We start from the raw sequence: 26652 nt of genomic DNA, 5'->3' as shown, positions 1-26652 counted from the left end.
TTATGCGCTTAATAATGTGCGTGTTGCTCGTCGCCTTCCTGACTGCATTTGCTACGCTGCCCGAGCGCCCTGCGGGTGGCCAAGGCCGCGTAAGGCCGCTCCAAACCAAGCCCAATTCGTTGCCGGCCCATATTCAGTTGCTGTTGCTCGACACGGCCGACAAGCCGCCGCGCCGCGTGCCGCTGGCCGAATTGCAGGGCGATCAGTCATTTTATGCGCTGCGCAATTACCAGCCAGCCTGGAGCGCAGGCCTGGAAATCGGCACAATAGGCCGGGCGGCGTTGGCATTGCTGACGCGGGCCGAAGACTTCGGCCTTCAACCTCGTCGCTACCAGGCCTCGGCGCTCCAGGCCTTAGCCGATTCGCTGGCGTTGCCCTCGCCGCCGGCGCGCCACGTAGCGCAGCAGGCGCGCTTCGAGATACTGCTCACCGACGGCGTGCTGCGGTTTGCGCGGCACCTGCGCCGGGGCCAGCTCTACGCCTTCACCCCGTCGCCCCTGGAGCAGCCCGAAGCGCCGTTTGAGCCTGCGGCGTGGGTAGCACGGGCACTCATGGCCCCCGACTTCACTACAGCCCTGCTGCGCTGCCAGCCTCAGCACCGCGAGTACCAGCAGTTGCAGCAGGCACTGGCCAACTGGCGACAGCAGCCCACAGGACCCGACCCGGTGGCCCATCGGCGACAAGAGCAGCAAATGGCCCTGACCCTGGAGCGCTGGCGCTGGGTTGCCATTCCCGATTCCGATTATATAGTAGTAAACCTGCCTGCCTACCGCCTGGAGGTGGTGCGGCGGGGCCGGGTCGTGTACACGCACCGCCTGCTTATTGGGCGCGCCAGCACGCCCACGCCTACGTTCAGCAGCCGGCTTGCGTCTTTCACGGTGGCACCTGAGTGGCGGGTGCCGCGCAGCGTTGCCGTGCAGCAAATCCTGCCCTATTTGCAGGAGAACGCGAAATTTCCTTCGGAGCACGATTTTCTAGCCGACAACAACTACGCCCTTTACGATGCGCAGGGCCGGGAGCTGGACCCAAGCACCATCAACTGGCTACAGGTCACGGAGCAGAATTTTACTTATGCCATTCGCCAAAAGCCGGGGTGCAGTAACTTGCTGGGTAACATTGTGTTCCGATTTGCCAACCCCTACGGGCTCTACATCAGCGACACCTCCGAACACAAAGATTTTGAGCGCACGTACCGGGCGCTGGCCGAAGGATGTATGCACGTGGAGCGCCCGATGCGGCTGGCGGCCTACCTGCTGGGCCCCGACAGCACCCGGGCAGCACTGCCCAAAGACGGCGAATGCGAAGCCAATCCTCGCTCGCGCACCTTTTATCTGAAGCGCCCGCTGCCGCTGCACGTTCGGTATGCCACGTGTGCCGTTGTGGGTGGCAAGCCGCGCTTTTACGCCGATGTGTATGGTCGGGATGCGCTTTTGCGGCGCCAGTTGTTCGGCGCCAGAGCGGCCACATTATTGTAAAACATTATCTAGCAACAAGTTATCTTACCTGCCCACTGATTTGGCGGCGCGCGCTTGTTGTTTTTGCTGACGACGAAAGTAGCCGCGCAGCAAGAAATTATGTTGCAAAGCATCCATGCTGCGACTGAAACCGGCCGTGCCCTGCTCGACGTGGCGCATGCTCTGGCGTAGCTGCCGGCTGAAGACCGTATCGGTGAGTAATGTATTGAGCAGCCCTGCTTGGGTTTGCACCTGGTGCTGCAAGCCAGCTAAGGTGCTGGCCAGCGTATCGGAGGCGCCCGCTAGCTGCCGCGTGGTATGCCGAAGCTGGCCGGCAAAGGCTGTGTCGGTGAGCAAGTAGCCGACCGGCCCGCGGCCCTGGCGCACGCCCAAGGTAAGCTGTTGCACATCGCGCGCGGCCGCCTGCAACTGAGCCGTAGTAGCTTCTAGGTGGCGCAGGCTTTGGCGGGCATTGGTGGCCAGTTGCTGGTCGTCGAGGAGTTGCCAGAGGGCTTTGCTGCCGTTGAGCTTGCCGGTAATCTGGCGTAGGTCCTGCGTGATGCCCACTAGGTTTCTATTCGATAGGTTGAGCGTGCTGAGCATGGCATCGATGGTGGGCGGCGTGGACGTGCGCAGCACATCTCCGGGCGCTACGGGCGGCGCGGGGGCAGCCACTGCGTTCAGGTTGATGATGGTGTTGCCCACCAGCCCATCGGTACCGATGGAAGCCACGGCGTTTTTCTTCACAAACGGCCGCACCTCGCGGTTTAGGTTCATGACTACTCGCACCGTACTGTCGTTCAGAATCCGGATGCGGTGCACGGTGCCCACGTCGATGCCGCCCAAGCGTACGTTGTTGCCGGTAAGCAAACCCGATACGGTTCGGAAGTCGGCCTGCACTTGCAGCGCCGAGCTAAACAGGTTCTGCTTGCGCCCGAGCAGAAAGAGAATGGCGATCAGACAACCCAGCCCAGCCAGTACGAACAGGCCCAGGCGGATGTGGTTACTGGCGTTGCGTTCAGGCATGGTCTGCGGGGCTAAAAAAGTAAGAAGCGATAAGCCGAAGTATCTCACTCGAAAAACTTGTGTACCACCGGATCGGATCGCTGCTGTAGCTCGGCAAAAGTGCCTTCGGCGTAGCAGCGGCCCTGTTCAAGAAGGGCCACGCGGTCGGCTGTGAGGCGCACGCAATTCATGTCGTGCGAAATGATCAGGGCGGAAGTGTTGTATTTCTGCTGCACCTCCCGGATCAGCTCGTCGATTTCGCGGGCCGTTACCGGATCGAGTCCCGTGGTGGGTTCGTCGTAGAGAATGATTTCGGGCCGCAGAATGAGCGTGCGGGCCAGCGCAATGCGCTTGCGCATGCCACCCGAAAGCTCAGCGGGCATCATATTGGCCGTTTGCGCCAGCCCAACGTCGTCGAGCGCTTGGTGCACCAGCTCGTTTTCTTCGCCCCGACGATGCGCCAGCCAGTGGCGGCGCAACGGAAAAAGCAGGTTTTCGCGCACGCTCATCGAGTCGTAGAGGGCATTGCTCTGAAACAGAAAGCCGACTTTGGCGCGCAGCTGATCGAGCGCCGCGTGGTCGAGCAGCGCTACTTCCTGCCCCAGCACCGTGATGGTGCCGGCATCAACCGGCAGCAACCCAATGATGCACTTGATCAGCACCGACTTGCCGGAACCCGATTTGCCCAACACCACCACATTTTCGCTCTTGTGCAGCGTGAGCGAGAAATCCTGCAACACGTGGTTTTCGCCAAACGACTTGCTGACGTGCGCAACCGTCAGCACCGCTTCGCGGGCACCGGATGCACTGGGCGGGGCCGGTTGGGTAAGGGGCTCGGGTAGCATAACGGTAGAGCGTATAGCAAATTCGATGTGGGTAAGGTGGGGCTTTAGGGCTTCAGCAACTGGTAGACCGTGAGTAGCGCACTAATGAGAACCAGCGATGTATAAATTCGTTTGGTATTCTTAGCCAGCCAGTTAGGCAGATAAATATCAAAGTTGTCGGCGGCCGAATCGGAGTAGCGCCGGGCCATGAGGGTCAAGGGGCAAAAGAAGTTGAACGCCAGCAACGTCAAGCCTTCCAGCGCAATCAGGCCATACCCGAGCCACACCCACACGCCGATTTGGCCGCTGACGGCGGCGTAGAGCAGATAGAAAATGACGGCGTTGAAAAACAACCAGATCAGCGTATGGACCGCTTTTATAACGCCCAAGGTTAGCAGCTTTGCCATATCATCTTACAACTATTTGATAGACAAGTACTTATAGATTTTCAAATTCGGTCGGTCTGCACGTCTTGCGGCGCCTCCCTCTTAATTCAATCCCAGCATGCCCGTCACTTGCACGGCCAGCAAGTCGAGGATGAAGATCACCAGCGACGACACCACCACGGCCGAGTTGGCAGCCTGGCCTACACCTTCGGTTCCTTTCTCGGAGTAATACCCTTTGTAGCAGCCGATTATCCCGACGGCAAACCCGAAGAAGAAAGTTTTGATCACGGCCGGCAACACATCGCCGAAGGTGAGCCGGCTCAAAATGTTGTTGACAAACAGCGCGATGGTCGTCACACCCTTCAGGTTAATCCCCAGGTAAGAAGCGTACAGCGCGATGGCATCGGCCAGCAGCGTGAGCACGGGCAACATAAGTGTGGTAACCAGTACACGCGTGACTACCAAGTACTTAAACGGATTGGTGCCCGATACTTCCATGGCGTCAATCTGCTCGGTTACACGCATCGAGCCCAGCTCTGCCCCGATGCTGGAGCCGATTTTGCCAGCAAAAATCAGGGCGGTGATGATGGGGCCCATTTCGCGGATGATGGTCAGGCCAACCATGGTCGGAATCCACGATTCAGCGCCGAATTGCGCCATGGTCGGCCGGCTTTGCAACGTGAGCACAATGCCCATAATAAAGCCCGTAATTCCCACCAAGGGCAGCGATTGGTAGCCAATCACGTAGCATTGATACAGCAATTCGGCCAGCTCATAGCGCGGCCGGAACCCCTCCCGGAAGAAGCGGCCGGCGAAGCGCGTCATCGCGCCTGTCTGATACAACAAGCTATTATCCAACACGTTGTAAATATCGTCAAATACCTATTCAGGATAAAGTCCACTGCGTTAGCCATAATAAGGCTGCGCGCCACATCTGCTACTGCGCCAAGTACCCTCCGTCCACCACAATGGCTTGGCCCGTCACGAAGGATGCCTGATCGGAAGCCAACCAGAGCAGCGCGCCCGTGATTTCCTCCGGCTTGCCCATGCGCTGCAAGGCATGTTTGGCCGCAATCTGATCGTGCAGTTGCTGGTTGTCTTCGATGCCGGCTTTGGTAAGCATGGGCGTTTCGATGAACCCAGGGCACACAGCATTAATGCGAATGCCCTGCGGACCATATTCAAGCGCAGCCGTTTCGGTCAGGCCAATGAGGCCGTGTTTAGCCGCCACATAAGCCGAAGCGCCCGCAAATCCCACTTTGCCCAAGATGGAAGCCATATTAATAATGACACCCCGGCCCGCCGCGACCATGGCTTGCAACTCGTATTTCTGGCAGTACCAGACGCCGCTCAAGTTGATGCCGATCACGCGCTGCCATTCTTCGTCCGGATAATCGGCGCTCAGCGCGGAGGCACCGCCCACCCCAGCATTGTTGATGGCTACATCGAGGCGGCCGAACGTGCTGAGCGTCTGCTGCACCAAGTGCTGCACGCTGGCTGGGGAGGCCACATCGCAGGCTACAAAGAGGCTGCGCGGCCCGGAGGCGCTAAGTTGTTGTGCCAAAGCTTGCCCGGCCTCTTCTACTACATCGGCCACTACTACGTGCGCTCCGGCTTGGGCAAAAGCCACTGCGGCTGCCTTGCCAATGCCTGACGAGGCACCGGTAATAATAACTACTTGGTTTTCAAACTCTTGCATATATCACTGATTTACAATCGATTACACACGATACAACTACTTACTTAATAAGCCTTTAGATCAACAGACGGGTTGGGCTGCGTTTTGGCAATTGGACTGTGCTCTTCCAGTACAGGCAGCACAAGCATCGGCACCGAGCTGCGGCGTGCCACTTCTGCCGTGACGCTGTGATGAAAAAGGGCGCTTAGAAAACTGCGCGGCCGCGCAATGAGCACCAGCAAATCGGCCTGCATTTCGGCCACGGCGCGCAGCACCCCGGTAGCCGGCGACGCATGCCGCACTTCGTGGGCGCATTCGTTTGGCACCGCCGGCAACAGGCCGCTCATCTGTACACTCGCCAGCGCCTGCCGCATCTCTTTTTCGGGTGCGGAGCTGGCCCGCGCTACGTGTATCACTGAGTACTCGGCCGCCCAAGCGCTCAGGATTGGCTTCAACGCCTCTGCTTGTTTGCTTAGGTGGAAAGGTTCGCCGTCTACGGCCAAGGCTACCCGGTGCGGCAAGGTGGGATTGGATGTAGCCGCGGGCACCAACAGAAGTGGCAGTCGCGTGTCGCGCAAGGAGGGCAGTGCTTGGTTGAGCAGCAACCGATCCAGTACATCGTGCTCCTCGTTCAGCCCCAGCACCAGCAATTCGGGTTGATATCGGGCAATCATTTCCGGCAACACCGCCGACAGAACGCCGCCCCACACTTCCACCGTCGTTTCTACGGGCAGTTGCTGCGCCAGCTCCGTGAGGGCGTCATTAATCTCTTGCGTGGGCGACAGGTACATGACCGGCGTAACCATCATGCCCGAGGTAGGATCGATAACGGGCATGGTTTCAACATGCAGCAACACCAACTGAGCACCAGCCGGGGCGGCCAGCCGAGCGGCCCAGGCTGCCGCGCGCTGCGTGACATCCAGCAGATCGCTGATCACCAAAAAGGAAGGTTTCATAAGACGTATTACTGAATTGGGTATTCCATTCGCAAAGCATCCCAATCACCGACAGTGGCTTCGCAGCCAGCGTCTTCGCAGCTGTAGTTTTAGATGCAACAGCAGCTGCCAGCTCGACAGGATTTCGGAAGCCAAGTACCGCTGAACCTGCCTCCAAAACCAGAACTAATATCCTCTAAAACAATGATATATGTCATGTTATTTCGTCGTTCGCACTTGCCGTTTCTCTCAGCTCCCGAAATACTTGCGCTTGCGAAACCCATACAGCTAGTTATCGCACACCAAACTATTGTCTAAGAAAGCAGGCTGGCTGATAATAACCATCTGTTTATCAATCTTATAAATCAGAACAATAAACATCTCATAGCCTTTATGCTATATAACTAGGCACTACATATTACTGTCACACCTTTTAAATTCCTACGCTCGCAGACCGGTGTAAATTGGCAGTAATCTGATACACACGACCTTATAAACCCGATATACCTATATACTAATCGAATTGGACGCAACAGTGAAATGGATAAAAATTTGCTGCAATTTTATCATATTCTTTATTCAAAAAACACAATATAATATCCGTTAACCTTTATTTTGACAGTAATTATCCAGTATTTTTTCAAAAACAACTTGCATTATAAATTTCCTACCTATTTTTAGGATTCATCACAAGCTTCTTTTTCGTTTTTCTACCAACCTATTTCTGCATGAAAAAATCCTTACTCATGGGTTTCTTGCTCATGATTACGCTACTACAACAGGTAGTGGCACAAACCCGGAATATCTCCGGGCGCGTAACTGATCGCACTTCTGGTGAGGGCCTGCCGGGTGCTACAGTTTTATTAAAAGGCACGACCACTGGGGTTTCAACCAATGCTGATGGCACTTTTGCCCTGTCCGTTCCATCTTCGGGCGGCACGCTGCAAATCACTTCGGTAGGGTACCTCAATACCGAGCGCGAGATCGGCACGGATAACCGTATTGACATAACGCTAGCAGTTGATACCAAACAGCTTAGCGAAGTTGTTGTAACCGGTTACGGTCAGCAGCTTGAGCGTCGGGAAGTAACCGGAGCCGTAGCCTCGGTGAACTCAGCCTCCTACAAAGACCAGCCCATTATCGGGGTTGACCAGGCCTTGCAGGGCCGTGCAGCCGGCGTACAGGTTATCCAGAACTCGGGAACTCCCGGTTCGGGCATCACGGTTCGGGTACGTGGCGCGGCTTCCATCGGAGCCAGCAACGAGCCACTGTATGTAGTTGACGGTCTGCCGATTACTACAGGCAACACGTCGCAGCTAAGCGCTGGTAACCAAGGCACGAACGGGCTGAACGACGTTAACCCTAACGACATTGAGTCGATCGAAGTACTGAAAGATGCGGCTTCGGCAGCTATTTACGGTTCGCGTGCTTCAAATGGCGTAGTACTGATCACTACCAAACGCGGTAAATCAGGCAAGCCCCGCATCGACTTGGACTACTATACCGGGTCGCAAACGGTATGGAAGCGCCCAGATATATTGAACGGCCAGCAGCAAACCGAGCTGTTCCTGGACGCTGCAGCTAACCGTTACCCTGCTAACACCAACGGCAACTATCCCGCTTTTGGCTATGTATTCCGCAGCAAGGCTGACTTGGCTGCTTACATCTACGGTCCTGGCGATGTGGGTGCTCCCGTAAACGGTGTTGTGCCTTACGTTACCCCTGCCGGCAACCCAATTCGTCCGCTGACTCAGTTCCAAGACCCCACCACGGCTACCAATACCGACTGGAGCGACAAGGTTTTGCGCACGGCCCCAATCAGCAATTACGGGCTTACTTTCTCGGGTGGTTCAGATGCCAGCCGCTACCGCCTAGCCCTGAACTACTTCGACCAGCAAGGCACCATCGTTGGGTCGGGCTTTACGCGTGGCAGTGCCCGCCTGACATTGGACAACAAGCTGTCGGAAAAGGTACGCATGGGAGCATCCATTGGCTTAACCCAGAGCAATAACAACCGCATCAACAACGACAACAGCATCTACGGCGTTCTGACGACCTCGCGGCTGTATGCTACTGACCTGCCCATCTATAACGCTGATGGCACTTACTACAAGAACGGTTCGCTGGAAAACCCAGTGGCTGCGGCCAAAGAGCCTTACATCAAGAGCACTAACAACCGTCTGATTGGCAGTCAATACACGGAGTTCGAGCTGATCAAGAACCTGAAATACCGGGCTACGTTTGGCATCGATTACACGTATGGCCGTGACAACCGCTTCTACTCGACCCTGACGAATGCGGGCGCCGCTGTACGTGGTGAAGCGACTGCTGCCACTGTGCAGGATCTGAACTACAACCACATCAGCGCATTCTCTTACAACAAGACATTCGCTGAAGCTCACAGCTTGAGCGCCCTGTTTGTAGGTGAGTATCAGCGTGATGCCTATAGCGACACGTATGCTCAAACTACCGGCTTCCCCAGCAACGCTATCCGCGAACTCTCGGCTGGTGCTACCAAAACGGCTGCTACTTCTAGCTCAACCGGCAACGCGCTGTTTGGCTTGCTGGCCAAAGTAGATTACTCTTACAAAGGCCGCTACTTGCTCGGCGCTTCGGTTCGTCGTGACCAGTCTTCGCGCTTCGGTGCCGACAACCAAGTAGGTTACTTCCCGGCTGTTTCGGCTGGCTGGCGCGTGCTTGAGGAGAAATTCTTCAAGGATCAGAATGTGATGAGCGAACTGAAGCTACGCGGTAGCTACGGCGAAACCGGTAACCAGCCGACTGCCAACTTTGGCTCGCGCGGCTTGATCAGCCCCGGCTACAACTACCTAGACCAAGGCGGCCTCGCCCTGAGCCAGTTGGCTAACCCTAACCTGAAATGGGAACGCACGCGCCAGACCAACGTGGGTGTGGACTTCGGCTTCTTGCAGAACCGCTTCTACGTTTCGGCCGACATTTACAAGCGCAAAACGGATGACCTGCTGCTGGCCCAGCGCCTTGGTGCTGACACTGGCTTCCTAAGCTACAGCGCCAACATCGGCAACATGGAAAACAAAGGCCTCGAATTTGCCCTGACGACCATTAACTTCCGCAATGAAGGAACCGGCTTCAACTGGGAAAGCAACTTCAACCTGAGCTTCAACCGTAACAAAGTAACGAAGCTGTCTGACCCCAGCCCAACGGGATCGGCGGCTGGTTTTGCCAGCCGCCTGCTCGTGGGACAGCCACTCGGTGCTTTCTATGGCTACCGCGTAGACCACATCTTCCAGACGCAGGAAGAAATTACGGCTTTGGACGCCAATGCTAAAGTCAAAAGTGGTTCAACCACAGCCACTTACCAATCGACGGCTACACGCCCCGGTGACATCATGTTTAAGGATCTGAATGGAGACGGCCGCATTACGGCTGATGACCAGGAAGTTATCGGCAACGCCCAGCCTAAGTACATCGGAGGCTTTACTAACACCTTCCGCTTCATGAACTTCGACTTCAGCGCCCTGCTGCAGTTTAGCGTTGGCAACAAGATTTATAACTCAGCTGCTAGTAACACCCAGGGCATGAGCACGACCTACGGGCAGGATGCTGTTGTTCTGAATCGTTGGACTCCTACCAACACGGACACCAAAATCCCGCGTGCCGTATACGGCGACCCCAATACCAACGCCCGTAACTCCGACCGGTTCTTGGAAGATGGTTCGTATGCACGTTTCAAAAGCGTAACGTTAGGTTACACGTTACCTGCTGTGCTGGCAAGCCGGGCACACGTACGCACCGTGCGCATCTACGCTCAGGCACAAAACTTGGTGACGTTTACCAACTACTCGGGCCTCGACCCTGAAGTGAACACCTTCAGCGGCACCAACACTTCGCTGGGCACCGATTTCTTCACTTACCCACAAGCCCGCACTATCACTGGTGGTGTTACGCTAGGGTTCTAACCTTGTTGCTTTAATACAATCATGCAAATATTTAATTTTCGTCAGCTTGCTATCCGCTCAGCACTGCTTTTAAGCTTAGGACTGACAGTAGGATCGTGTGATGATGCAGTGAATGTAGAGCCATCGAACAGCGTTAGCTCCGATACCGGCTTTACGACCAAGGAAGATGCTGCCGCCGGCTTGCTGGGCGCGTACGATGCCGTTCAATCATCCGATTACTATGGCTTGGCTTTCCCCACAATCTCTGACTTGATCGCTGGAGAGATCACCTTCCGGGGTACCTTCACCACTACCTATGGGGTAATAGGTCAGAACCAGGCGCTGCCCGATAACATCCAGATCGGCAACTCTTGGAACATCATCTACAACGCCATCAACCGGGTAAATTACCTGCTCCAAGAGACCGACAAGATCACGGATCCTACTTTCACTGCTAAGCTCTCGACGCAGGCACAGGCGCGGGCTCTGCGGGCATTCCACTACATGAACTTGCTGGCTTTGTGGGGTGGTACTCCTCAGGGCTATGGTTACACTGGTGGTTTAGGGGTGCCTTTACGGCTTACGCCTACCACTGCTATTGGCACCGAAACAGCCTTCATTCCACGCGCTACAGAAGCCGAAGTTGCCGCTGCCATCCGGTCGGACCTGGATTTTGCAATTGCCAACCTGGCAACGGGTACGGGCAACCGCATCACCAAAAGCTCGGCTTTGGCACTTCGGGCTCGTTTTGAGCTTCGTATGCGCAATTATACTGATGCGCTGACTTTTGCCAAGCAGGTGCCAGCCGTTGCCAACTTTGCTACTACGGCGCCCACCGGCACTACGGCTCCTGATGCACTCTGGTCGATCTTCTTCTCTAATACCGACCAGAGTCAGTACGCTTTCTACTGGTACCCCTCGCCCGGCGGTCGTGACGAGTTCAACCCAGGTTCGACTATTGCAGCAGCTCACCCTGCTGGCGATCTCCGGCTCCCAATTAACGTAGTGACAGCTGCAACTTCCGTTACTGTATCGGGCGCACCGTACACTTTGCAGCCCGGCACCACACGGAAGTATTTCCGTACTACTACGCGTGATGATGCATTCAACGTGATCCGCTATGCAGAGGTAGTGCTTACTGTTGCGGAAGCAGCTGCGCAAACCGGTGACCTTACCACGGCTACCACGCAGCTGAACATCATCCGGACACGGGCAGGCTTGGCTCCTACCACAGCCACCACAGCCCCCGACCTGATCAAGGACATTCTGTTGCAGCGTCGTTTGGAGCTTGCCTACGAAGGAGTGTATTGGTATGATTTGCGCCGTACCAACACGGTACAAACTGCTTTACCTACCTACACACAAACGTTCCGCAATCTGTTCCCAATTCCGCTGCGTGAGGTTAGCCTTACCAACGGGTTGATTGCACAGAACCCGCTGTATTAATTCATACATACAGCTTGTGTAGTTACCACGAAAAAGCCCCGGCTCACGCCGGGGTTTTTTTATGCTTATTAACCAACAGATTACAAGTCGGATATCCTAACAACTACTTGCTCGGATTGTGACACATCCCTCCTTTGCAGCCACGCCACGATACTAGCCGCTACGTCTTCTGTCTTAACGAGCTTGCCTTGCTCATGCAACGCAGCAAAGCGCGAAGCCTCGCTGAAGCTCTCCGCTTCGGCCGTGCGGATGTGCTCCTGCATGCTCGTATCGAGCACGCCGGGTGCTAAGCTGCGGATGCGTATACCCGAACCGCGCAGATCCTGCTCTTTCTGAGCGGTTTGCGACAAAGAATCCAGGGCTGCTTTGGAAGCACAGTAAGCCGCCCAGCCATCAATGGGCCGTTGGGCAGCGCCGCTGCTGATGTTGAGAATAGTGCGTGGACATTTAAGTTGCCCGTAAGCACTTATGAATGTGTTCATTAGCATCGCTGGCGCGATCACATTCACGTCAAACACAAAATTGAACTGATCGTTACCGTACTCGCCCATATAGCCTATCTCGCCGATTACGGCCGCATTGTTAACGAGCGTGACACTAGTAGCATCAGGCCTTTGGGGAAACACCTTGTGCAGGTTGTTCTCTACCGCTAGGATATCGGACAAGTCTAGGGGTTGGTGGTGGTAGCGGTCGTGCTCGATGGTAGCGTGGCGCGAAACGCCGACCACAACCGTATCTGGCTGACGTAAAATATTCTCGGCCAACGCTTTGCCAAGGCCGCGGCTGGCGCCTGTAATGATGTAATAGTGCATCGCTTTAGGATAAAAAGAAAGGCGACCACCGGGGCCGTCTTTCTTATACGCAACAACCAAAGGAGTTTGGTTGCCTCTGCTGCTAAAGCTGCTACAGAATATACTGCGACAGGTCGCGGTTTTTAACCATATCACGCAGGCGCTCGTCCACCAGTTCGCGCGTGATCAGGATGTGGGCATTGGCACCGATCACGTCGGGCACATCGAACAGAATGTCGTTGAGCAAGCGACTCATGACCGTGTGCAGGCGCCGGGCGCCGATGTTTTCTACTTCTTCGTTTACCTCCGAGGCAATTTCAGCCACTCGCTCCAGTGCCGCGTCGTCAAATGAAAGCTCTACATCCTCGGCCTTGAGCAAGGCTTCATACTGCTTAGTGAGCGCGTTTTTAGGGTCTTTGAGGATGCGGAAAAAATCTTCTTTGGTCAGGCTCTGAAGCTCGACCCGAATGGGAAAGCGCCCTTGCAGCTCCGGAATCAGGTCGCTGGGCTTGGCTACGTGGAAGGCGCCGGCGGCAATAAACAAGATGTGGTCGGTGTTGATGATGCCGTATTTAGTGCTTACGGCGCTGCCCTCCACAATGGGCAACAGGTCACGCTGCACGCCTTCGCGGCTCACATCGGGGCCGCCTCCGCCTTTGCCGCCGCGGCTGGCTACTTTATCTATTTCGTCGATGAAAATGATGCCGGCATTCTCGGCTTGCCGAATGGCTTCGTCTTTCACCTCGTCCATGTCGATGAGCTTGGCAGCCTCCTCGTCGAGCAGAATCTTGCGGGCTTCGGCGATGGTCACTTTGCGCTTGCGGGTTTTCTTCGGCAGCATGCTGCCCAACATGTCCTGCAAACCCGAAAGCGAAGCTTCGTCCAGGCCCGCTGGGCCGCCCACTACGCCGATGCCGGGCGTGTTATTCTGCTGAATCTTGATGTCGATCTTGCGGTCTTCCAACTCGCCGTTCCGAATCTTCTGGCGAAATTTTTCGCGCGTGCGCTCATTCAGTTCGTAGTCGCTGTCGGGCATGGTCGCCTCGCTCCCACCGCCATAACCGATTGAGGGCTTCGGGTTGGCAGCAACGCTACTGGAAACTGGTGGAATCAGGGCATCCAGAATGATGTCTTCCACGATTTGCGCCGCTTGCACTTTCACTTCGTCCTTACGACGCTGCCGCACCATATTTACCGACTGCTCCACGAGGTCGCGCACCATGCTCTCGACGTCGCGGCCCACGTAGCCCACTTCCGTAAACTTAGACGCTTCTACCTTGGTGAAGGGCGCTCCGGAAATGCTGGCCAGCCGGCGCGCAATTTCGGTTTTGCCGACGCCCGTGGAGCCAATCATCAGGATATTGTTGGGTACGATTTCGCGCTGCATGTCGGCCGGTGCGTGCAGCCGACGCCAGCGGTTGCGCAAGGCAATAGCCACGTGGCGCTTGGCATCGTGCTGGCCAATGATGTATTTGTCGAGTTCGGCCACGATTTGGGCCGGGGTCAAAAAGCTAGCAGAATCCAGCATTGTGGTAGGATGATGAAGTTAAGGCAAGCGAATGGGAAAGCCCGCTTACCTGGAAGAACAGATAATGGTGTAACGCAAACCGTTGTCTGGCGCTGTAGTTTTTGTTCAGCCGCTGAGTAGAATCCGTTTCCTGTGTCCGACGCCGGTGATGAACGACCCAGTTGGAAAACTGTAATGGACAGAAGAGCCAACGATGAAAGATCAAAAATCAATTTAGATTAATCAATTGATTATCAATTAGTTATATTTCTTTCTTTTTAAAAAGAGAATCTAGGTTACGGGCGATGGTAAAGTAGTTGGCGGCTCCCGAAGCGTGGTAATAAGCCCGGGTATAATCAAGCTGAAACTGACTGATTTGCAACATCATCCCAAAACTCAAACCGGCGCCGCCCGAGGCATTCTCCAAGCGCAACTCTCGGCGCTGCAAGTGGTTATACCCCACCCTTACGTTTAGATTTTTACTCAGAATAAGCTCGGCACCGACCACAAAATGGCGGGCAATTTGGTCGCCCAACGTTTTTTTGGGCTTGATCTCATTGCCGTTTTCGTCGAGTTGGCCGCGTTGATTGGGATCGAGGTACACGATGTCGAGCTGCTGCAAATGATGCGCGGTCAGGGAAAACCGCAACGGCATATGCTCGGGCTTGATGGAAGCGCCCAACTGCACATCCAACGGCATCGGCTCTCGCTGAGAGCCAGTATACGGTTTCAGTTGGTAACCGGCATTGCGCACCACCAAGCCAACTGTGAAGTCTTTCTCCGGGTGCTTGAACAAGGCGCCCACATCGGCCAGAGTAGCCACCGAATGATTGCCTGCAATGCCCGAAACAGCCAGCTTTAGGGTGCCAGCCAACGTGAAGTTGCCGGCCGTGTAGGCATCCGACACGCTTGCCGCGTACTCGTTCACCGAGAAATCGCCGAGACTATTGCCCGCCGCGTCGAACTGCTCAAACTTGCCGTAGTTCAGGTAGGTCAGGGCCACGCCGAAACGGCCTGCATGCTGTGTATTGAACACGTATGCAGCCGTACTCTGCTTGACATCAGCCAAGTAATCGACGTAGCCAAGCGCCAACCGGCCATCCATGTCAGCGTTTAGCAGCGCTGGATTGCCGTACAGCATGGTCGGGTCGGCGTCGCGCGACGAAACATTCACTCCGCCCACTCCGGCTAGTTTGGCACTCGTCGGCAGGTTCAGAAAGGGAAAGGCCTGTTGCCCCCCTATTTGCCCTTGCGCCGTGTGAGTTGCCAGCACCCCCATGCCCCCGGCGACCATGATACCCAGAAAGCGGCCCCGTAGCAGTCGAATCATCGTCTCAAGATAAGTCGGAAGTGTGATGGGAAGGCGCCCAGAACCTGATTTTGTAGCTTCTGAAAAGACTAAAAGCTCTTATTTACAACTTATTGGCAGTCAATAAGTTGTAAATAAGAGCTTGCTGCATCATGATACTTCCACGCTTGGCCCTGCCAAAGCGGGCACGGGTTCGTCGCGCACCACTAGCTTTAGGGGGTTGGCTACCAACTCGTCCAGCAACGCCACTTTCAGCACGTCATCCACGCGGTCGGCGTAGTGAATGTTCAAATCCTTGAGGTATTCAGCCGGGATTTCCTGGATGTCTTTGCGGTTTTTCACGCACAGAATCACGTCGCGCACACCAGCACGCTTAGCTGCCAGAATCTTTTCCTTGATGCCGCCCACTGGCAAGACTTTGCCGCGCAAGGTGATTTCGCCGGTCATGGCCAAATGCGAACGGATCTTGCGCTGCGTGAAGACCGACGCAATGCTCGTGAAAATGGCAATGCCCGCCGAAGGACCGTCTTTGGGTACAGCACCTTCGGGAAAGTGAATGTGCAGGTCGTATTGGTCGAAAAGGCGATAGTCGATGTTCAGCTCCTCGGCGCGGCTGCGCAGGTACGACAATGCCGTAATTGCCGATTCCTTCATCACATCACCCAGTTGTCCAGACAACGTCAGCTTGCCTCGCCCGCGAATTAACAGGCTCTCAATGAACAAGATATCGCCGCCTACCGAAGTCCAGGCTAAGCCCGTCACGACGCCGGCGGTTTCGTTATCCTGGTATTGATCGCGGTCGAAAATAGCGGCGCCCAGAATGCGCGATATGTCCTTGGGCTCCAGCGTTTCCGGAAACTTTTCTTTCAGCGCTTTGCTCTTGGCCACGTTGCGCACAACGCCGCCCAGCTTGCGCTCGAGGCTGCGAACGCCCGATTCGCGCGTGTAATCATCAATGACGCGTTGCAAGGCAGTGGTCGTGATATTCACGTCTTTCAGAGTCAGGCCGTGCTCCGTGAGTAATTTGGGCCAGAGGTGCTTCTTGGCGATCTGGGTTTTTTCTTCCAGCGTGTACCCCGTCAGGTCGATGATTTCCATGCGGTCGCGCAGGGCCGGATGAATGGTATCGAGCGAGTTGGCAGTGGCGATGAAAAGCACTTTCGACAGATCGTACTCCACCTCCAAGTAGTTGTCGGTGAAAGTAGAGTTCTGCTCGGGATCGAGGACCTCCAGCAACGCCGACGACGGATCGCCGCGGAAGTCGGAACCTACCTTATCGATCTCATCCAGAATAATGACCGGATTAGAAGCGCCGGCTTTTTTGATCTGCGAAATGATGCGGCCGGGCATTGCTCCCACGTACGTTTTGCGGTGGCCCCGGATCTCGGCTTCGTCGCGCACGCCGCCCAACGACATACGTACATACTTGCGGCCCAAGGACTTAGCTATAGAGCGCCCCAGCGATGTTTTGCCAACGCCGGGCGGGCCATACAGGCACAGAATGGGTGCCTTCATGTCCTGCTTCAGCTTCAGAACCGCCAGGTATTCGATGATGCGCTCCTTTACTTTTTCCAACCCGTAGTGGTCGGTGTCCAGTATTTTCTTGGTGCGCTTCAGGTTGAAGTTGTCCTTGGTGTATTCGGCCCAAGGCAAGTCCAGGAGAAACTCCACGTAATTGACGCTCACCGGGTATTCGGCTGCGGCCGGGTTGACGCGGCTAAGCTTGTCGAGCTCCTTGTCGAAATGCTTGGCTACGGCTTCGGGCCACTTTTTGGCCTTGGCGCGTAGGCGCAGCTTCTCCACCTCCTGATCGGGACCGTCGAAGCCGAGTTCATCCTGCAACACCTTGATCTGTTGCCTCAGGAAGTAATCGCGCTGCTGCTGGTCGATGTCGGTGTGGACCTTGGTTTGGATTTCGCGCTTGATCTCGAGCAACTGAATTTCCTTCAGCATGAGTTCCAGCAACTTTGTGCCGCGCTCCACGCCGTCGTTGATTTCGAGCAGCTTCTGCTTCACGCCCACCTCCACATTGATGTTAGAAGAGAGGAAGTGCGTCAGGAAAGCGGGCGAGTCGATGTTTTCGAGCGCCACCTGTGCTTCCTGCGGAATCTCGGGGTTGAGTTTCAGCATCTTGGCGGCGGCATCTTTCAACGACGCTACCAGAGCCTTCACTTCTTTAGAATTTTTATTTGGGAAAGCTTCGGGAAAATAGCTCACCCGCGCCGTCAGGTACGGCGTGGCTTGCTTTTCCTCTTCAATCTTGAAGCGGCTCTGGCCCTGAATGATGATGGTGGTATTGCCGTCGGGCAGCACCAGCAGCTTCAGGATGCGCGCCATGGTGCCCACCTCAAACAGATCGGCCAGCGTAGGATCGTCGCTGCTGGTATTCTTCTGCGCTACAACACCTACTATTTTATTGCCGCGGTACGCCTTGCGCACCAAACGAATACTCTTCTTGCGCGTGACGGTAACGGGCAGCACGACTCCCGGAAATAGAACCGTGTTGCGCACAGGCAACAAAGGCAGCGTGTCCGGCGCGTCCTGCTCCGATAGCAATTGGTCAGGATCAGCGGCTACAATAGATACCATCTCAGCCGGATCATCCGCCATCAGCATAAAAGGAGAAAGAAAGGATGTTGGCGAATTACGGTCTTGACTCATGGGTTGTGTTCGGGGTAATGGAAAGCCGGTGCCAGATTGGCATACCCACCGCAGTAGAGGGGGCCTCTGGAACAGCGATCTTCCGAAGATACGGTTTTGTCAAGCGGTGTGCCATGAAGTTACAGCCGCTAGAAACAGCTCCTTGCTCCGACAAGGAGACACATCTATCGGCCACTCCGGCAGACATTAGGACATTAGAAGGCATCAAAAAATTCCTATTTTTGACTTTTACTGCGCCTACTTGGGGCGGCAGTCGCGCTAAAATTCATTATGCCCCGCTTTTTTTGTTTTCTGTTGCTGCTGATCTGGGTTGTAGGCGGCAGTGTGGCGCTAGCTCAACAATCCGGCAATACGCCGGTTCGGCCTCGACCGTTGCCTGCTAAGGCCAGACGTACGCTGCGGGTCCGTAACGATGGCACGCCAACTTTCCCCAACATCAACCACGTTGCTTACTACCAGAATAAAAAAGAGCTAAAGGAAATTCAGCGCGCCGAAAAGCGCCGCAGCTGGGTACAGGCCCGCAACCTGCTCGAAGCCTACGTGAGCAAGTTTGGCATTGCCAACTTTGCGCGTGACACGCAGTTACTGTGGCACTTAGGCCAGCTCTGGGACCGCGCCGGCAACGAAGAAAAAGCCAAAGCTTACTATCGACTGGCCCTCAAGCACCGCCGACGCGACGTACGCAAAATTCAGCTTTACTACGACTCGCTCGAGCAGAAGGAAGCAGATCTGTACGTGCCCCTCAAGACGTACTACGACTTGGTTGAATACCGCAAGGGCATTGCTACATTTCACCCGCCCAAAGGGGTGTACACCAGCATGGGCGCGGCCATCAATTCCAAAGCTGAAGACTACGGCCCCACGCTGAACTCGGAAGCGGGCTTGTTTATCTTTTCCTCGAAGCGCAAGATGCGCGGCATCAACAGCGTCATTGATGAAGACCTGTACACTTCCCGCAAAGAAGGCGACTATTGGACCGATGCCGAGCCGCTGCCCAAGCCCATCAACAGCACCTACAACGAAGGCTCGGCGTGCATCACCAAAGATGGCAAAACCATCTACTTCGCACGGTGCGAATGCCCCAATTGCCACGGCAACTGCGACTTATTTGTCTCGTCGCTGAAAGACGGCCAGTGGTCGGTGCCCAAGAGCCTGGGCACAACTGTCAATTCCAACGCCTGGGACTCGCAGCCTACATTGTCGCGTACCGAAGACACACTTTACTTCGCCTCCGATCGCTTGGGCGGCTTCGGCTTGTCGGACATCTGGTACACCTACAAGCTCAAAAACGGGCAGTGGGCCAAGGCCGAAAACATGGGCCCGGTGGTGAATACCCGCGAAAGCGAGGTAAGTCCTTTTTACCACCCGCTCTACAACGTGCTGTATTTCAGCTCGCGCGGCCAACTGCTCAATTTTGGCGATTTCGACATCTACAAAACTTACCGCGCCAACGGCCGCTGGCAGGAGCCCAAGAACATTGGCCCGCTGGTAAACGGCAAAGGATCAGAGTATTACTTTACCATCGACAGCGAGTCGAAGGATCTGTATTACGCTCGCTCTGAGGCCCAAGACTTAAAAAACCTGGACCTCTACTCCTTCCCGCTGCCCATGGAAGCGCAGCCGTTGGCCACGACGCACGTGGAAGGCAGTCTGCTGGATTCGGTGAGCAGCAAGCCGCTCAACGGCATAGTGAGCGTCATCGACACCGACAACGGCATTGAAGTAGCCAGCAAATACTTGCGGCCCGATGGCAGCTTCGACTTCGATTTGATCGAAGGCTCGCACTACGTCATGCTGATTCAGAGCCCCGACTTTTTCAGCGTCGAAAAAAGCTTCGCGCTAAAAGGCGATACGGTGATGAAGCTGATGACGAATTCGATTAACTATCGCATTCCCTTAATATTCAAGAACATAGAGTTTGACGCAGGAAAGTCGAATATCTTGCCTTCGATGCACGCCACGCTGGACCGGATCGCGCTGTTTATGGTCGATCACCCGACATTCCGCCTCAGCATTTCAGGCCACACCGACGGCAGCGGCAACCCCGACGACAACCTTGTGCTTTCGCAGGACCGGGCCGAGGCCATTCGCAAATACATCGAGCAAAAGGGCAAACTCAAGCCCAACCGCATCGACAGCATGGGCTACGGCAGTACGCAACCCCTGAAGGACGAAGTTTCCGAAGCCGAAGCCCAAATCAACCGCCGCGTAGAGTTTCGCTTGCTCAAACCCGATGGCAGCGAGAAGAAAGAAGCAAGTGGCGCGGGTTGGTAAACCGCTGCCAGCTTAATACCTTACAGATCAGACACATACCATCTTTGGCGATACATAGCTGCCGAGGTGGTTTGCTTGCTTTTATCTCTGATTCCTTGGGCTTTTGTCTTTCTGCTGCCTCTGTACGTCATCTTAGCAGTCCAGGTATTCTTTCTCAGGAAGCCTTCATGGGCAAAACTGACGGCAAGTATTTGTCCTTTTGCGTTGTGGCTTGTGGCCCTGAAACTTATCAAGTAGTGCTTCGGAGCGGCACGTTTAGGCCATGTGCGAATCAAGCGATTAAATAAAATTTCTTTGCCAAACTCGACAACTGCCACGTGGCGGTAAGGAGCAACATCCTAACTTACAGCTCCATACTACCAGAATCTTATGGGTGGCAGTACCCTGATTGGGCTTGCGGCAGCGGCCATTGTGCTTGTAATTGTGCTGGTCGCTGTGTTGCGCTTGCACGCCTTCTTGGCGCTTCTTCTGGCAAGCCTTTTTCTGGGTTTGGCCACCGGCATGGAAGCCAACAAGCTGGTTAGCAGTTACGAGACAGGCGTCGGCGCTACGCTGGGCCATCTGGCTGGTATTCTAGGGCTTGGCGCAATTCTGGGAAAGGTTCTGGCCGATTCGGGCGGAGCCGATCAACTGGCTAGCTGGCTAATTCGGCTGTTTGGGCAGCGCCGACTGCCGTGGGCCATGCTGTTTTTGGGCCTGCTGATCGGCGTCACCGTATTTTTCGAAGTCGGAGTGGTGCTCCTGTTGCCCATCTTGTTGACGGTGGTACGTCAGTCGCGGCAGTCGATGCTGGCAATCGGTATTCCGGTTTTGGCGGGCCTCTCGATTACCCATGGCCTCGTGCCACCCCACCCCGGCGCCCTCATAGCAGTAGATGCTTACCACGCCAACATTGGCCTAACTATCCTGTACGGTTTGCTGGTGGCATTGCCGAGCGGGGTAGTCGCAGGACCCTTATTAGGGGCGTGGCTCGCGAAGCGCATCCAGCCCAGCGGGCCGGCGTGGTCGGGGGCTGCCGCACAAACCACTGCCGCAACGAGCGATCCCTTGCCAAGTTTGCCGGCTACTCTCCTGACCGTACTGTTTCCCATTGCCTTGATGCTCATGGCTACGGCGGCGCAGTTAATGTTACCCCCCGGTTCGGCGGTCAGATCTGTTCTAATTTTTATTGGCAACCCCGTGATTGCCTTATTATTAGCCGTACTACTGGCGTATCAAGTACTGGGGCTGGCACGCGGGATGAGTGCCGGCCGGTTGCTCATGAGCACTTCCGAAAGCCTGCTTCCACTGGCCGGCCTGCTGCTGATCATCGGGGCGGGCGGAGGCTTTAAAGCCATTTTGATCGAAAGCGGCGTGGGCAAAGCCATTGCCGACCTCGCGGTGCGCGCCAACTGGTCGCCGCTGGTAGTTGCCTATGCCATTGCGGCGCTGGTGCGGGTCGCGACAGGATCGGCCACGGTCGCGCTCACGACCACGGCCGGCTTGATGGTACCAATCGTAGCCCGCGTGCCGGGCACCAGTCCCGAGCTGATGGTGTTGGCCACCGGTGCTGGCTCCCTGATTTTATCGCACGTCAACGATGCCGGATTTTGGCTGGTGAAAGAATACCTGGGCCTCACCGTGAAAGAAACCCTGCAAACCTGGACCGTAATGGAAACAGTGCTATCGGTGGCTGCTTTTGCACTAGTACTTGTGCTTTCGCAGTTCGTATAGCAGATATATTATATAAGTATCTGACTATAAATCATTTATATCAAATTCTACCAGCTTAACTTCTGGCTTTCTTCCCCATCGCGGAACAAGGCGCTTTCCTTTTTACCTCCGGCGTCGACGTTCACGATATTCATCTGGTCGGGGAAGGTGCTCTGCAATAAGCTGTTGCGCAGATAAATACCAGTTAGCGGCTTGGCAAGTTTCACGGTAAAGTAGAGCCAATGCGCGTCGTTTTCGCGTTGAATGCCCACAAATTGCATGGGCAATGCCTCGCCCGGCTTGCTACCGAATGCCAAAGATTTACGCAACAGATTGGTAGTGAGCACAGTTACCTGCGGCTTAGGCGACTGCTCGAGGCTAATGGCAGCGGGTTGCCCAGTGGAGAGCGCTTTTTCAAAGTCATCCGTAAATACTTTCAAAGCCACTTCCAGCTGCTGCTTTTTGGCATTGTAGTGCACGTCCATGATGCTGGCATGATAGGCGTGCGCCCAGGCAGCAACACTGATCAGCAGGGCAAAAAACAGGAAAAATAAACGACGCATACAGAAAAACAGAGGTAGAAAGCAGAGCAAAGACCTAAGCAAAGGGCCTTCCCTGCAGGGTTGCAATAGTAGTTCCAAGTATCGGAAACCACTATGCAACCCTGCAAGGAAGGCCCTTCGTTCCAAAGTCAGCCTCTAGGTCTAGAGCTACTTAGCTTAAAACAGCGTTTTGAAAAGGCCGTTGCCCAGCACAAACACCATCAGGCACAGAATCAAGGCCATGCCTACCTTTTGCGCATTTTCGAGGAAAGCATCGGAGGGCTTACGGCCGGCAATCATCTCGTAGAGCAGGAACAGCACGTGACCGCCGTCGAGAGCCGGGATGGGCAGTAAGTTCATGAAAGCCAGCACCATCGAAAGCATACCGGTGAGCGTCCAGAAGCGAATCCAGTCCCATTTGCCGCCGTACTGCTGGGCAATTTCGATAGGTCCGCCCAACGATTTGCGCAACGAAGCCTCCCCGCGGAAGATCTTACCGAAGGCCTTGATTTGGGTCGTGACGATGCCGAAAGCCTTTTTGGTACCCGCCGGCACCGATTCGGCAAAGCTGAAGTGTCGAGTTGCCAGGTGCAACAACGATTTGGGGCGGAAACCGATGGTGCCGTCATCTTCCACGTTAGCAGTCAGGGTGACATTACCGCCGTTTCGCTCCACCAACAGCGGAGTAGGTTTGCCAGCATTGGCTTTCAGGGCTTGTTGCAACTCTGGGAAGAACAACGTCGATTGTTGGGCTACTCGTAGGATGCGATCACCCGGCTTGAGGCCTGCTTTGGCCGCCGCGCTGCCCGATACCACTTCATCGACAACAAATGGGTTAAGCGGCTCAACGAAAGCCGTTTGGCCTTTGTCGGAGAGGCGATCCATGAAGTCGGCGGGCACGGCGATATCCACCAATTGGCCGCTGCGGTCAACGGTGTAGTAGCTGTGGTTGCCCAGCACCACGTCGGGGTTGTATACGTCGTCGAACTCTGTGAAAGGACGGCCGTTGATTTTCACGATTTTGTCGCCACTCCGGAAACCGATTTCTTTCCCCAACTCATTCGGAATCACGCCGTAACGCGCTTCCGACGCGGGCAAATAGCTCTCGCCGTAGGCGTAAGTCATCAAGGTGAAAATCACGATGCCCGTGATCACGTTCATGATGATGCCGCCTAGCATTACGATGAGGCGCTGCCAGGCCGGCTTCGCCCGAAACTCGTTTGGCTGCGGTTCAGCGGAAAGCTGATCGGCGTCGGTGGTTTCGTCGATCATGCCGTGGATGGCCACGTAGCCACCCAGCGGAAACCAACCCAAGCCGTATTCCGTCTCCCCGATTTTCTTCTTGAACAGGGCGAAGTTGGCCACGCCGGGCAAGGGAAACAGAAAATCGAAGAAGATGTAAAACTTATCGACGCGGATTTTGAAGTATTTGGCGGCGGCAAAGTGACCAAATTCGTGCAGGCCCACCAAGATGGAGAGGCCCAGCAGCATCTGGCCAGCCATGATTAATCCTTCCAAAGCAAAAAAGAGATTGAATTAAGAATAAAAAGTTAAATATCTTATTATCAGATATTTACGAAATAGCTGCCCTTATGTAGCCAACCGCAAAGTTGGCATTGGTGTGGCAAGTTCCTTCGCAAATTCAGGATAACCGATGCCTGCACAACACCTACAAGGCCCCAACCAGTTCTTGCGCAACGCGGCGGGTTTCGTGGTCGGTTTGTACGTAGTCGTCCAGCGACGGATCGGCAAGGTACGAAACCTTCGAGAGGCAATTTTCGACAAGATCGGGCATTTGCAAAAAACCGATTTCGTCGCGCAGAAAAGCAGCTACGGCAATTTCGTTGGCCGCGTTGAGCACGCACGGTGCGTTGCCACCCTGGCTCATGGCCTCAAACGCCAACGGCAGGTTGCGGAACGTAGCACGGTCGGGCTGCTCGAAGGTGAGCTGGGGGTAATCGAGGAAGGAAAAGCGCGGAAACTCTGACGGCAGCCGCTCGGGGTAGCCCAGCGCGTACTGAATCGGTAGCTTCATGTCGGGCAGGCCCAGTTGGGCTTTCAAGGAACCATCGTGAAACTGCACCAACGAGTGAATGATGCTCTGCGGGTGCACTACCACGTCGATCTGGTCGTTGCGCAGGCCGAAAAGCCATTTGGCCTCGATCACTTCCAGGCCTTTGTTCATCAAGGACGCCGAATCGATGGTGATTTTGGCGCCCATGTCCCAGTTTGGGTGCTTCAGGGCCTGCGCTTTGGTAACGCTGGCCAATTGCTCGGCCGAGCGTCCGCGAAACGGGCCACCCGATGCCGTCAGGATGATTTTTTCGATTGGGTTGCGCTCCTCGCCTACCAAGCACTGAAATATCGCAGAGTGCTCAGAATCAACAGGATATAAACCTACACCGTACTTCTTGACCAACTGCGTAATAAGCTGACCTGCAACGACTAACGTTTCTTTGTTGGCCAACGCAATGGTTTTGCCAGCCTGAATAGCGCGCACCGTCGGAAGCAGCCCCGCATAGCCGACCATAGCGGTCAGCACTATGTCGGTGTCGGGGCGGGAGGCCACTTCTTCCAGGGCTTTAGCGCCGGCCAGCACCTCCGTGGCTTGTCCGCTTAAAGCGGCTTGCACCGTGGCTCGTTTTTTTTCGTCGCCGATGACCACGGCGGCCGGCCGAAACTCCAGTGCTTGCCGGATCAGCAAGTCGGCATTGGCGTGCGCCGACAACGCCGTGACCTGAAAGCGGGTGGGATGCGCACGAATAACGTCAAGGGCCTGGGTCCCGATGGAGCCGGTAGAACCGAGCAGCGTGACGCGTTTAAGAGAGTTCATACGGGGGAATTTGCCAGACAAAGGTAACAGCCATTTGCCCGGAAGCGGCGCGGTATACTAAGCAACCGGCTTACAGAATATTGGTTATGGTGAAGGAACGGTTGTTGAATGTCACCTTGTCCTTCGCATGCACTCCTTTGAGTTGCGTCCCAATCGGAGAAGCTGGCGAAACCGCAAAATAATCGGTGCCTTCGAGGGATATCTTGCCCGCGCTGATGCTCAGAAAATAGTTGCCCTGCGTCGTCATGACCAAAGCACCGGGCAGGGCCATGGTGAAGGGCTTCTGGATATCGATGCGCTCCAATTCGGCGCGCAGTTTTAGCGCTTCTTGCAGCTGCACGGCATTACGGTTGCGCTCTTCATGGGCCATGGCGCGGCCAGTTTCGTACTTGTCGCCGGCGCTGCTCTTGGTTTCGGAGTTGGCCGATTCTTGGGCCGCTTGCATGGCGTGCTGGGCCGCGTCGATGCGTTGCTGGACGTAGGCTTGGCAAGCGGCGTAAAGTTGGAGTTTAAGATTCACGCTGGACTTTCATTCGTTTAATTACCACGTATTCAACAAGATAACAGGTAACATAACAGTTATGAGCAGTGCGCCAACGTAAAAAAATCTATTTTTTCCAAATACAGCGCAACCCAAGATAGACAAGCCATAAACGGCGGATGCTGCTAAACCAAATACAAGTGGATACCCTATCAACATCCCTCGACCACAGCTATCCAGATAGGGTCGATCAATATGTATCCAATGATACAAGCTAATCCAACACAACCAGTATACCACTTGAATTGTGCTTATAACAGGATACCGTCGAAACACTACCTGTAATACCCTAATAATCATTTGTTTACATTATTAAGGTTTTGTAAGTCCAACTGATCCTTTAGGCGACCAGTGCTGGCTTTGTTTTGGCACAAATCGGCCAAGCTGATGAAATTTATAGGCACTTCGTCCAATATTTTCGTTTCACGTTGAGCGTAGCAAGATTCAAAATCAACTCCATCTACGGAGGTCAGTAAATCGATTCTTAAAGGAGCCACGCCTAATTGCACGATTGTATCGGGGGTGCTGAAATCGTCGATTGTATAGCCTAATCCTCCTAAGCCAAAGAGTTGTAGCGTCGTCACAACGCGCTGGGCGTTTTCTTTGGTTGGATTGACCCATACGTCGATATCGCCCGTTGCCCGCACGTAGCCATACCGGGCTACGGCATAGGCACCTACTACCAAATACTCAACCTTGTTGGCGTTTAATAATTCGACAAACTCTTTGTATTCCTGCGTAAGCTGGTTGGCCTGTGCCATTGCTGAGAAAATAAAAAGAATATACTTGCCGACGCAGAAATTCCAGTGCCTCCATGCGCTCTTCCGCGCTTTTGGTGCGCCAATACGCGGCATCAT

General features: G+C 55.0%; 20 protein-coding genes. 5 read left to right on the top strand and 15 right to left on the bottom strand.

Annotated features, from left to right (window positions below):
- The first annotated feature begins 2 nt into the window (after positions 1–2).
- Positions 3–1475, top strand: coding sequence for a L,D-transpeptidase scaffold domain-containing protein (locus FHG12_RS13370; protein WP_165699400.1), 1473 nt, complete (start codon positions 3–5; stop codon positions 1473–1475).
- A gap of 24 nt (positions 1476–1499) precedes the next feature.
- On the opposite strand, the gene FHG12_RS13365 is transcribed toward FHG12_RS13370, so the two are convergent.
- From FHG12_RS13365 to FHG12_RS13340, 6 genes are all read right to left on the bottom strand, one after another.
- On the bottom strand, positions 1500–2480 hold the full coding sequence (locus FHG12_RS13365) for an MlaD family protein (RefSeq protein WP_139516204.1): 981 nt from the start codon (positions 2478–2480) through the stop codon (positions 1500–1502).
- A 44-nt stretch (positions 2481–2524) separates the two neighbouring features.
- Entirely contained in the window at positions 2525–3304 is a 780-nt protein-coding gene (locus FHG12_RS13360) for an ABC transporter ATP-binding protein (protein ID WP_139516203.1), read from the bottom strand.
- Between the two features lie 44 nt (positions 3305–3348).
- Entirely contained in the window at positions 3349–3690 is a 342-nt protein-coding gene (locus tag FHG12_RS13355) for a hypothetical protein (RefSeq protein ID WP_139516202.1), read from the bottom strand.
- A gap of 81 nt (positions 3691–3771) precedes the next feature.
- Positions 3772–4494: an MlaE family ABC transporter permease gene (locus FHG12_RS13350; protein ID WP_139516201.1), complete on the bottom strand. Its 723-nt coding sequence runs from the start codon at positions 4492–4494 to the stop codon at positions 3772–3774.
- Positions 4495–4606: 112 nt separating this feature from the next.
- Positions 4607–5368 carry an SDR family NAD(P)-dependent oxidoreductase gene (locus tag FHG12_RS13345; protein WP_139516200.1) on the bottom strand — a complete coding sequence of 254 codons (762 nt, stop codon included), beginning with the start codon at positions 5366–5368 and terminating at the stop codon, positions 4607–4609.
- Between the two features lie 44 nt (positions 5369–5412).
- A complete protein-coding gene (locus FHG12_RS13340) occupies positions 5413–6303 on the bottom strand; it encodes a universal stress protein (RefSeq protein WP_139516199.1) in 891 nt (296 codons plus the stop codon).
- A gap of 707 nt (positions 6304–7010) precedes the next feature.
- On the opposite strand from FHG12_RS13340, the gene FHG12_RS13335 reads away from it, so the two are divergent.
- Complete coding sequence (locus FHG12_RS13335) at positions 7011–10220, top strand: SusC/RagA family TonB-linked outer membrane protein (protein ID WP_139516198.1); 3210 nt, start codon at positions 7011–7013, stop codon at positions 10218–10220.
- Between the two features lie 108 nt (positions 10221–10328).
- On the top strand, positions 10329–11645 hold the full coding sequence (locus FHG12_RS13330) for a RagB/SusD family nutrient uptake outer membrane protein (protein WP_165699399.1): 1317 nt from the start codon (positions 10329–10331) through the stop codon (positions 11643–11645).
- A gap of 80 nt (positions 11646–11725) precedes the next feature.
- Here the strand turns inward: FHG12_RS13330 and FHG12_RS13325 are convergent, their stop codons facing one another.
- From FHG12_RS13325 to lon, 4 genes are all read right to left on the bottom strand, one after another.
- The gene (locus FHG12_RS13325; protein ID WP_139516196.1) at positions 11726–12457 is read right to left on the bottom strand and encodes an SDR family NAD(P)-dependent oxidoreductase; all 732 of its coding nucleotides are present in this window, start codon (positions 12455–12457) and stop codon (positions 11726–11728) included.
- 91 nt (positions 12458–12548) lie between these two features.
- Positions 12549–13964: an ATP-dependent protease ATPase subunit HslU gene (gene hslU / locus FHG12_RS13320; protein ID WP_139516195.1), complete on the bottom strand. Its 1416-nt coding sequence runs from the start codon at positions 13962–13964 to the stop codon at positions 12549–12551.
- A gap of 241 nt (positions 13965–14205) precedes the next feature.
- Positions 14206–15273: a type IX secretion system protein PorQ gene (gene porQ / locus FHG12_RS13315; protein WP_230471118.1), complete on the bottom strand. Its 1068-nt coding sequence runs from the start codon at positions 15271–15273 to the stop codon at positions 14206–14208.
- 129 nt (positions 15274–15402) lie between these two features.
- A complete protein-coding gene (gene lon, locus FHG12_RS13310; protein WP_394348417.1) occupies positions 15403–17913 on the bottom strand; it encodes an endopeptidase La in 2511 nt (836 codons plus the stop codon).
- Between the two features lie 270 nt (positions 17914–18183).
- On the opposite strand from lon, the gene FHG12_RS13305 reads away from it, so the two are divergent.
- Both FHG12_RS13305 and FHG12_RS13300 read left to right on the top strand, forming a co-directional pair.
- Positions 18184–20187, top strand: coding sequence for an OmpA family protein (locus tag FHG12_RS13305; RefSeq protein ID WP_230471117.1), 2004 nt, complete (start codon positions 18184–18186; stop codon positions 20185–20187).
- Positions 20188–20556: 369 nt separating this feature from the next.
- Positions 20557–21900 (top strand): GntT/GntP/DsdX family permease, encoded by a 1344-nt coding sequence (locus FHG12_RS13300; RefSeq protein WP_139516194.1) that lies wholly within the window; start codon positions 20557–20559, stop codon positions 21898–21900.
- A gap of 47 nt (positions 21901–21947) precedes the next feature.
- Here FHG12_RS13300 and FHG12_RS13295 read toward each other — a convergent pair whose 3' ends face one another.
- The 5 genes from FHG12_RS13295 to FHG12_RS13275 form a co-directional block, all read right to left on the bottom strand.
- Entirely contained in the window at positions 21948–22442 is a 495-nt protein-coding gene (locus FHG12_RS13295; protein ID WP_139516193.1) for a DUF6702 family protein, read from the bottom strand.
- Positions 22443–22598: 156 nt separating this feature from the next.
- Positions 22599–23939, bottom strand: a complete 1341-nt coding sequence (gene rseP, locus FHG12_RS13290) for an RIP metalloprotease RseP (RefSeq protein WP_139516192.1) — start codon at positions 23937–23939, stop codon at positions 22599–22601.
- 151 nt (positions 23940–24090) lie between these two features.
- Complete coding sequence (locus FHG12_RS13285; protein ID WP_139516191.1) at positions 24091–25254, bottom strand: 1-deoxy-D-xylulose-5-phosphate reductoisomerase; 1164 nt, start codon at positions 25252–25254, stop codon at positions 24091–24093.
- A 70-nt stretch (positions 25255–25324) separates the two neighbouring features.
- Positions 25325–25774 (bottom strand): 3-oxoacyl-ACP synthase, encoded by a 450-nt coding sequence (locus FHG12_RS13280; RefSeq protein ID WP_139516190.1) that lies wholly within the window; start codon positions 25772–25774, stop codon positions 25325–25327.
- A 317-nt stretch (positions 25775–26091) separates the two neighbouring features.
- Complete coding sequence (locus tag FHG12_RS13275) at positions 26092–26652, bottom strand: nucleotidyltransferase (RefSeq protein ID WP_230471116.1); 561 nt, start codon at positions 26650–26652, stop codon at positions 26092–26094.

It is taken from the genome of Hymenobacter jejuensis, assembly GCF_006337165.1.
In the GTDB taxonomy this organism is placed as follows: Bacteria; Bacteroidota; Bacteroidia; order Cytophagales; family Hymenobacteraceae; genus Hymenobacter; species Hymenobacter jejuensis.
Note: the sequence above shows the minus strand (reverse complement) of the source record. Positions and strands in the feature narration are given on the sequence as shown.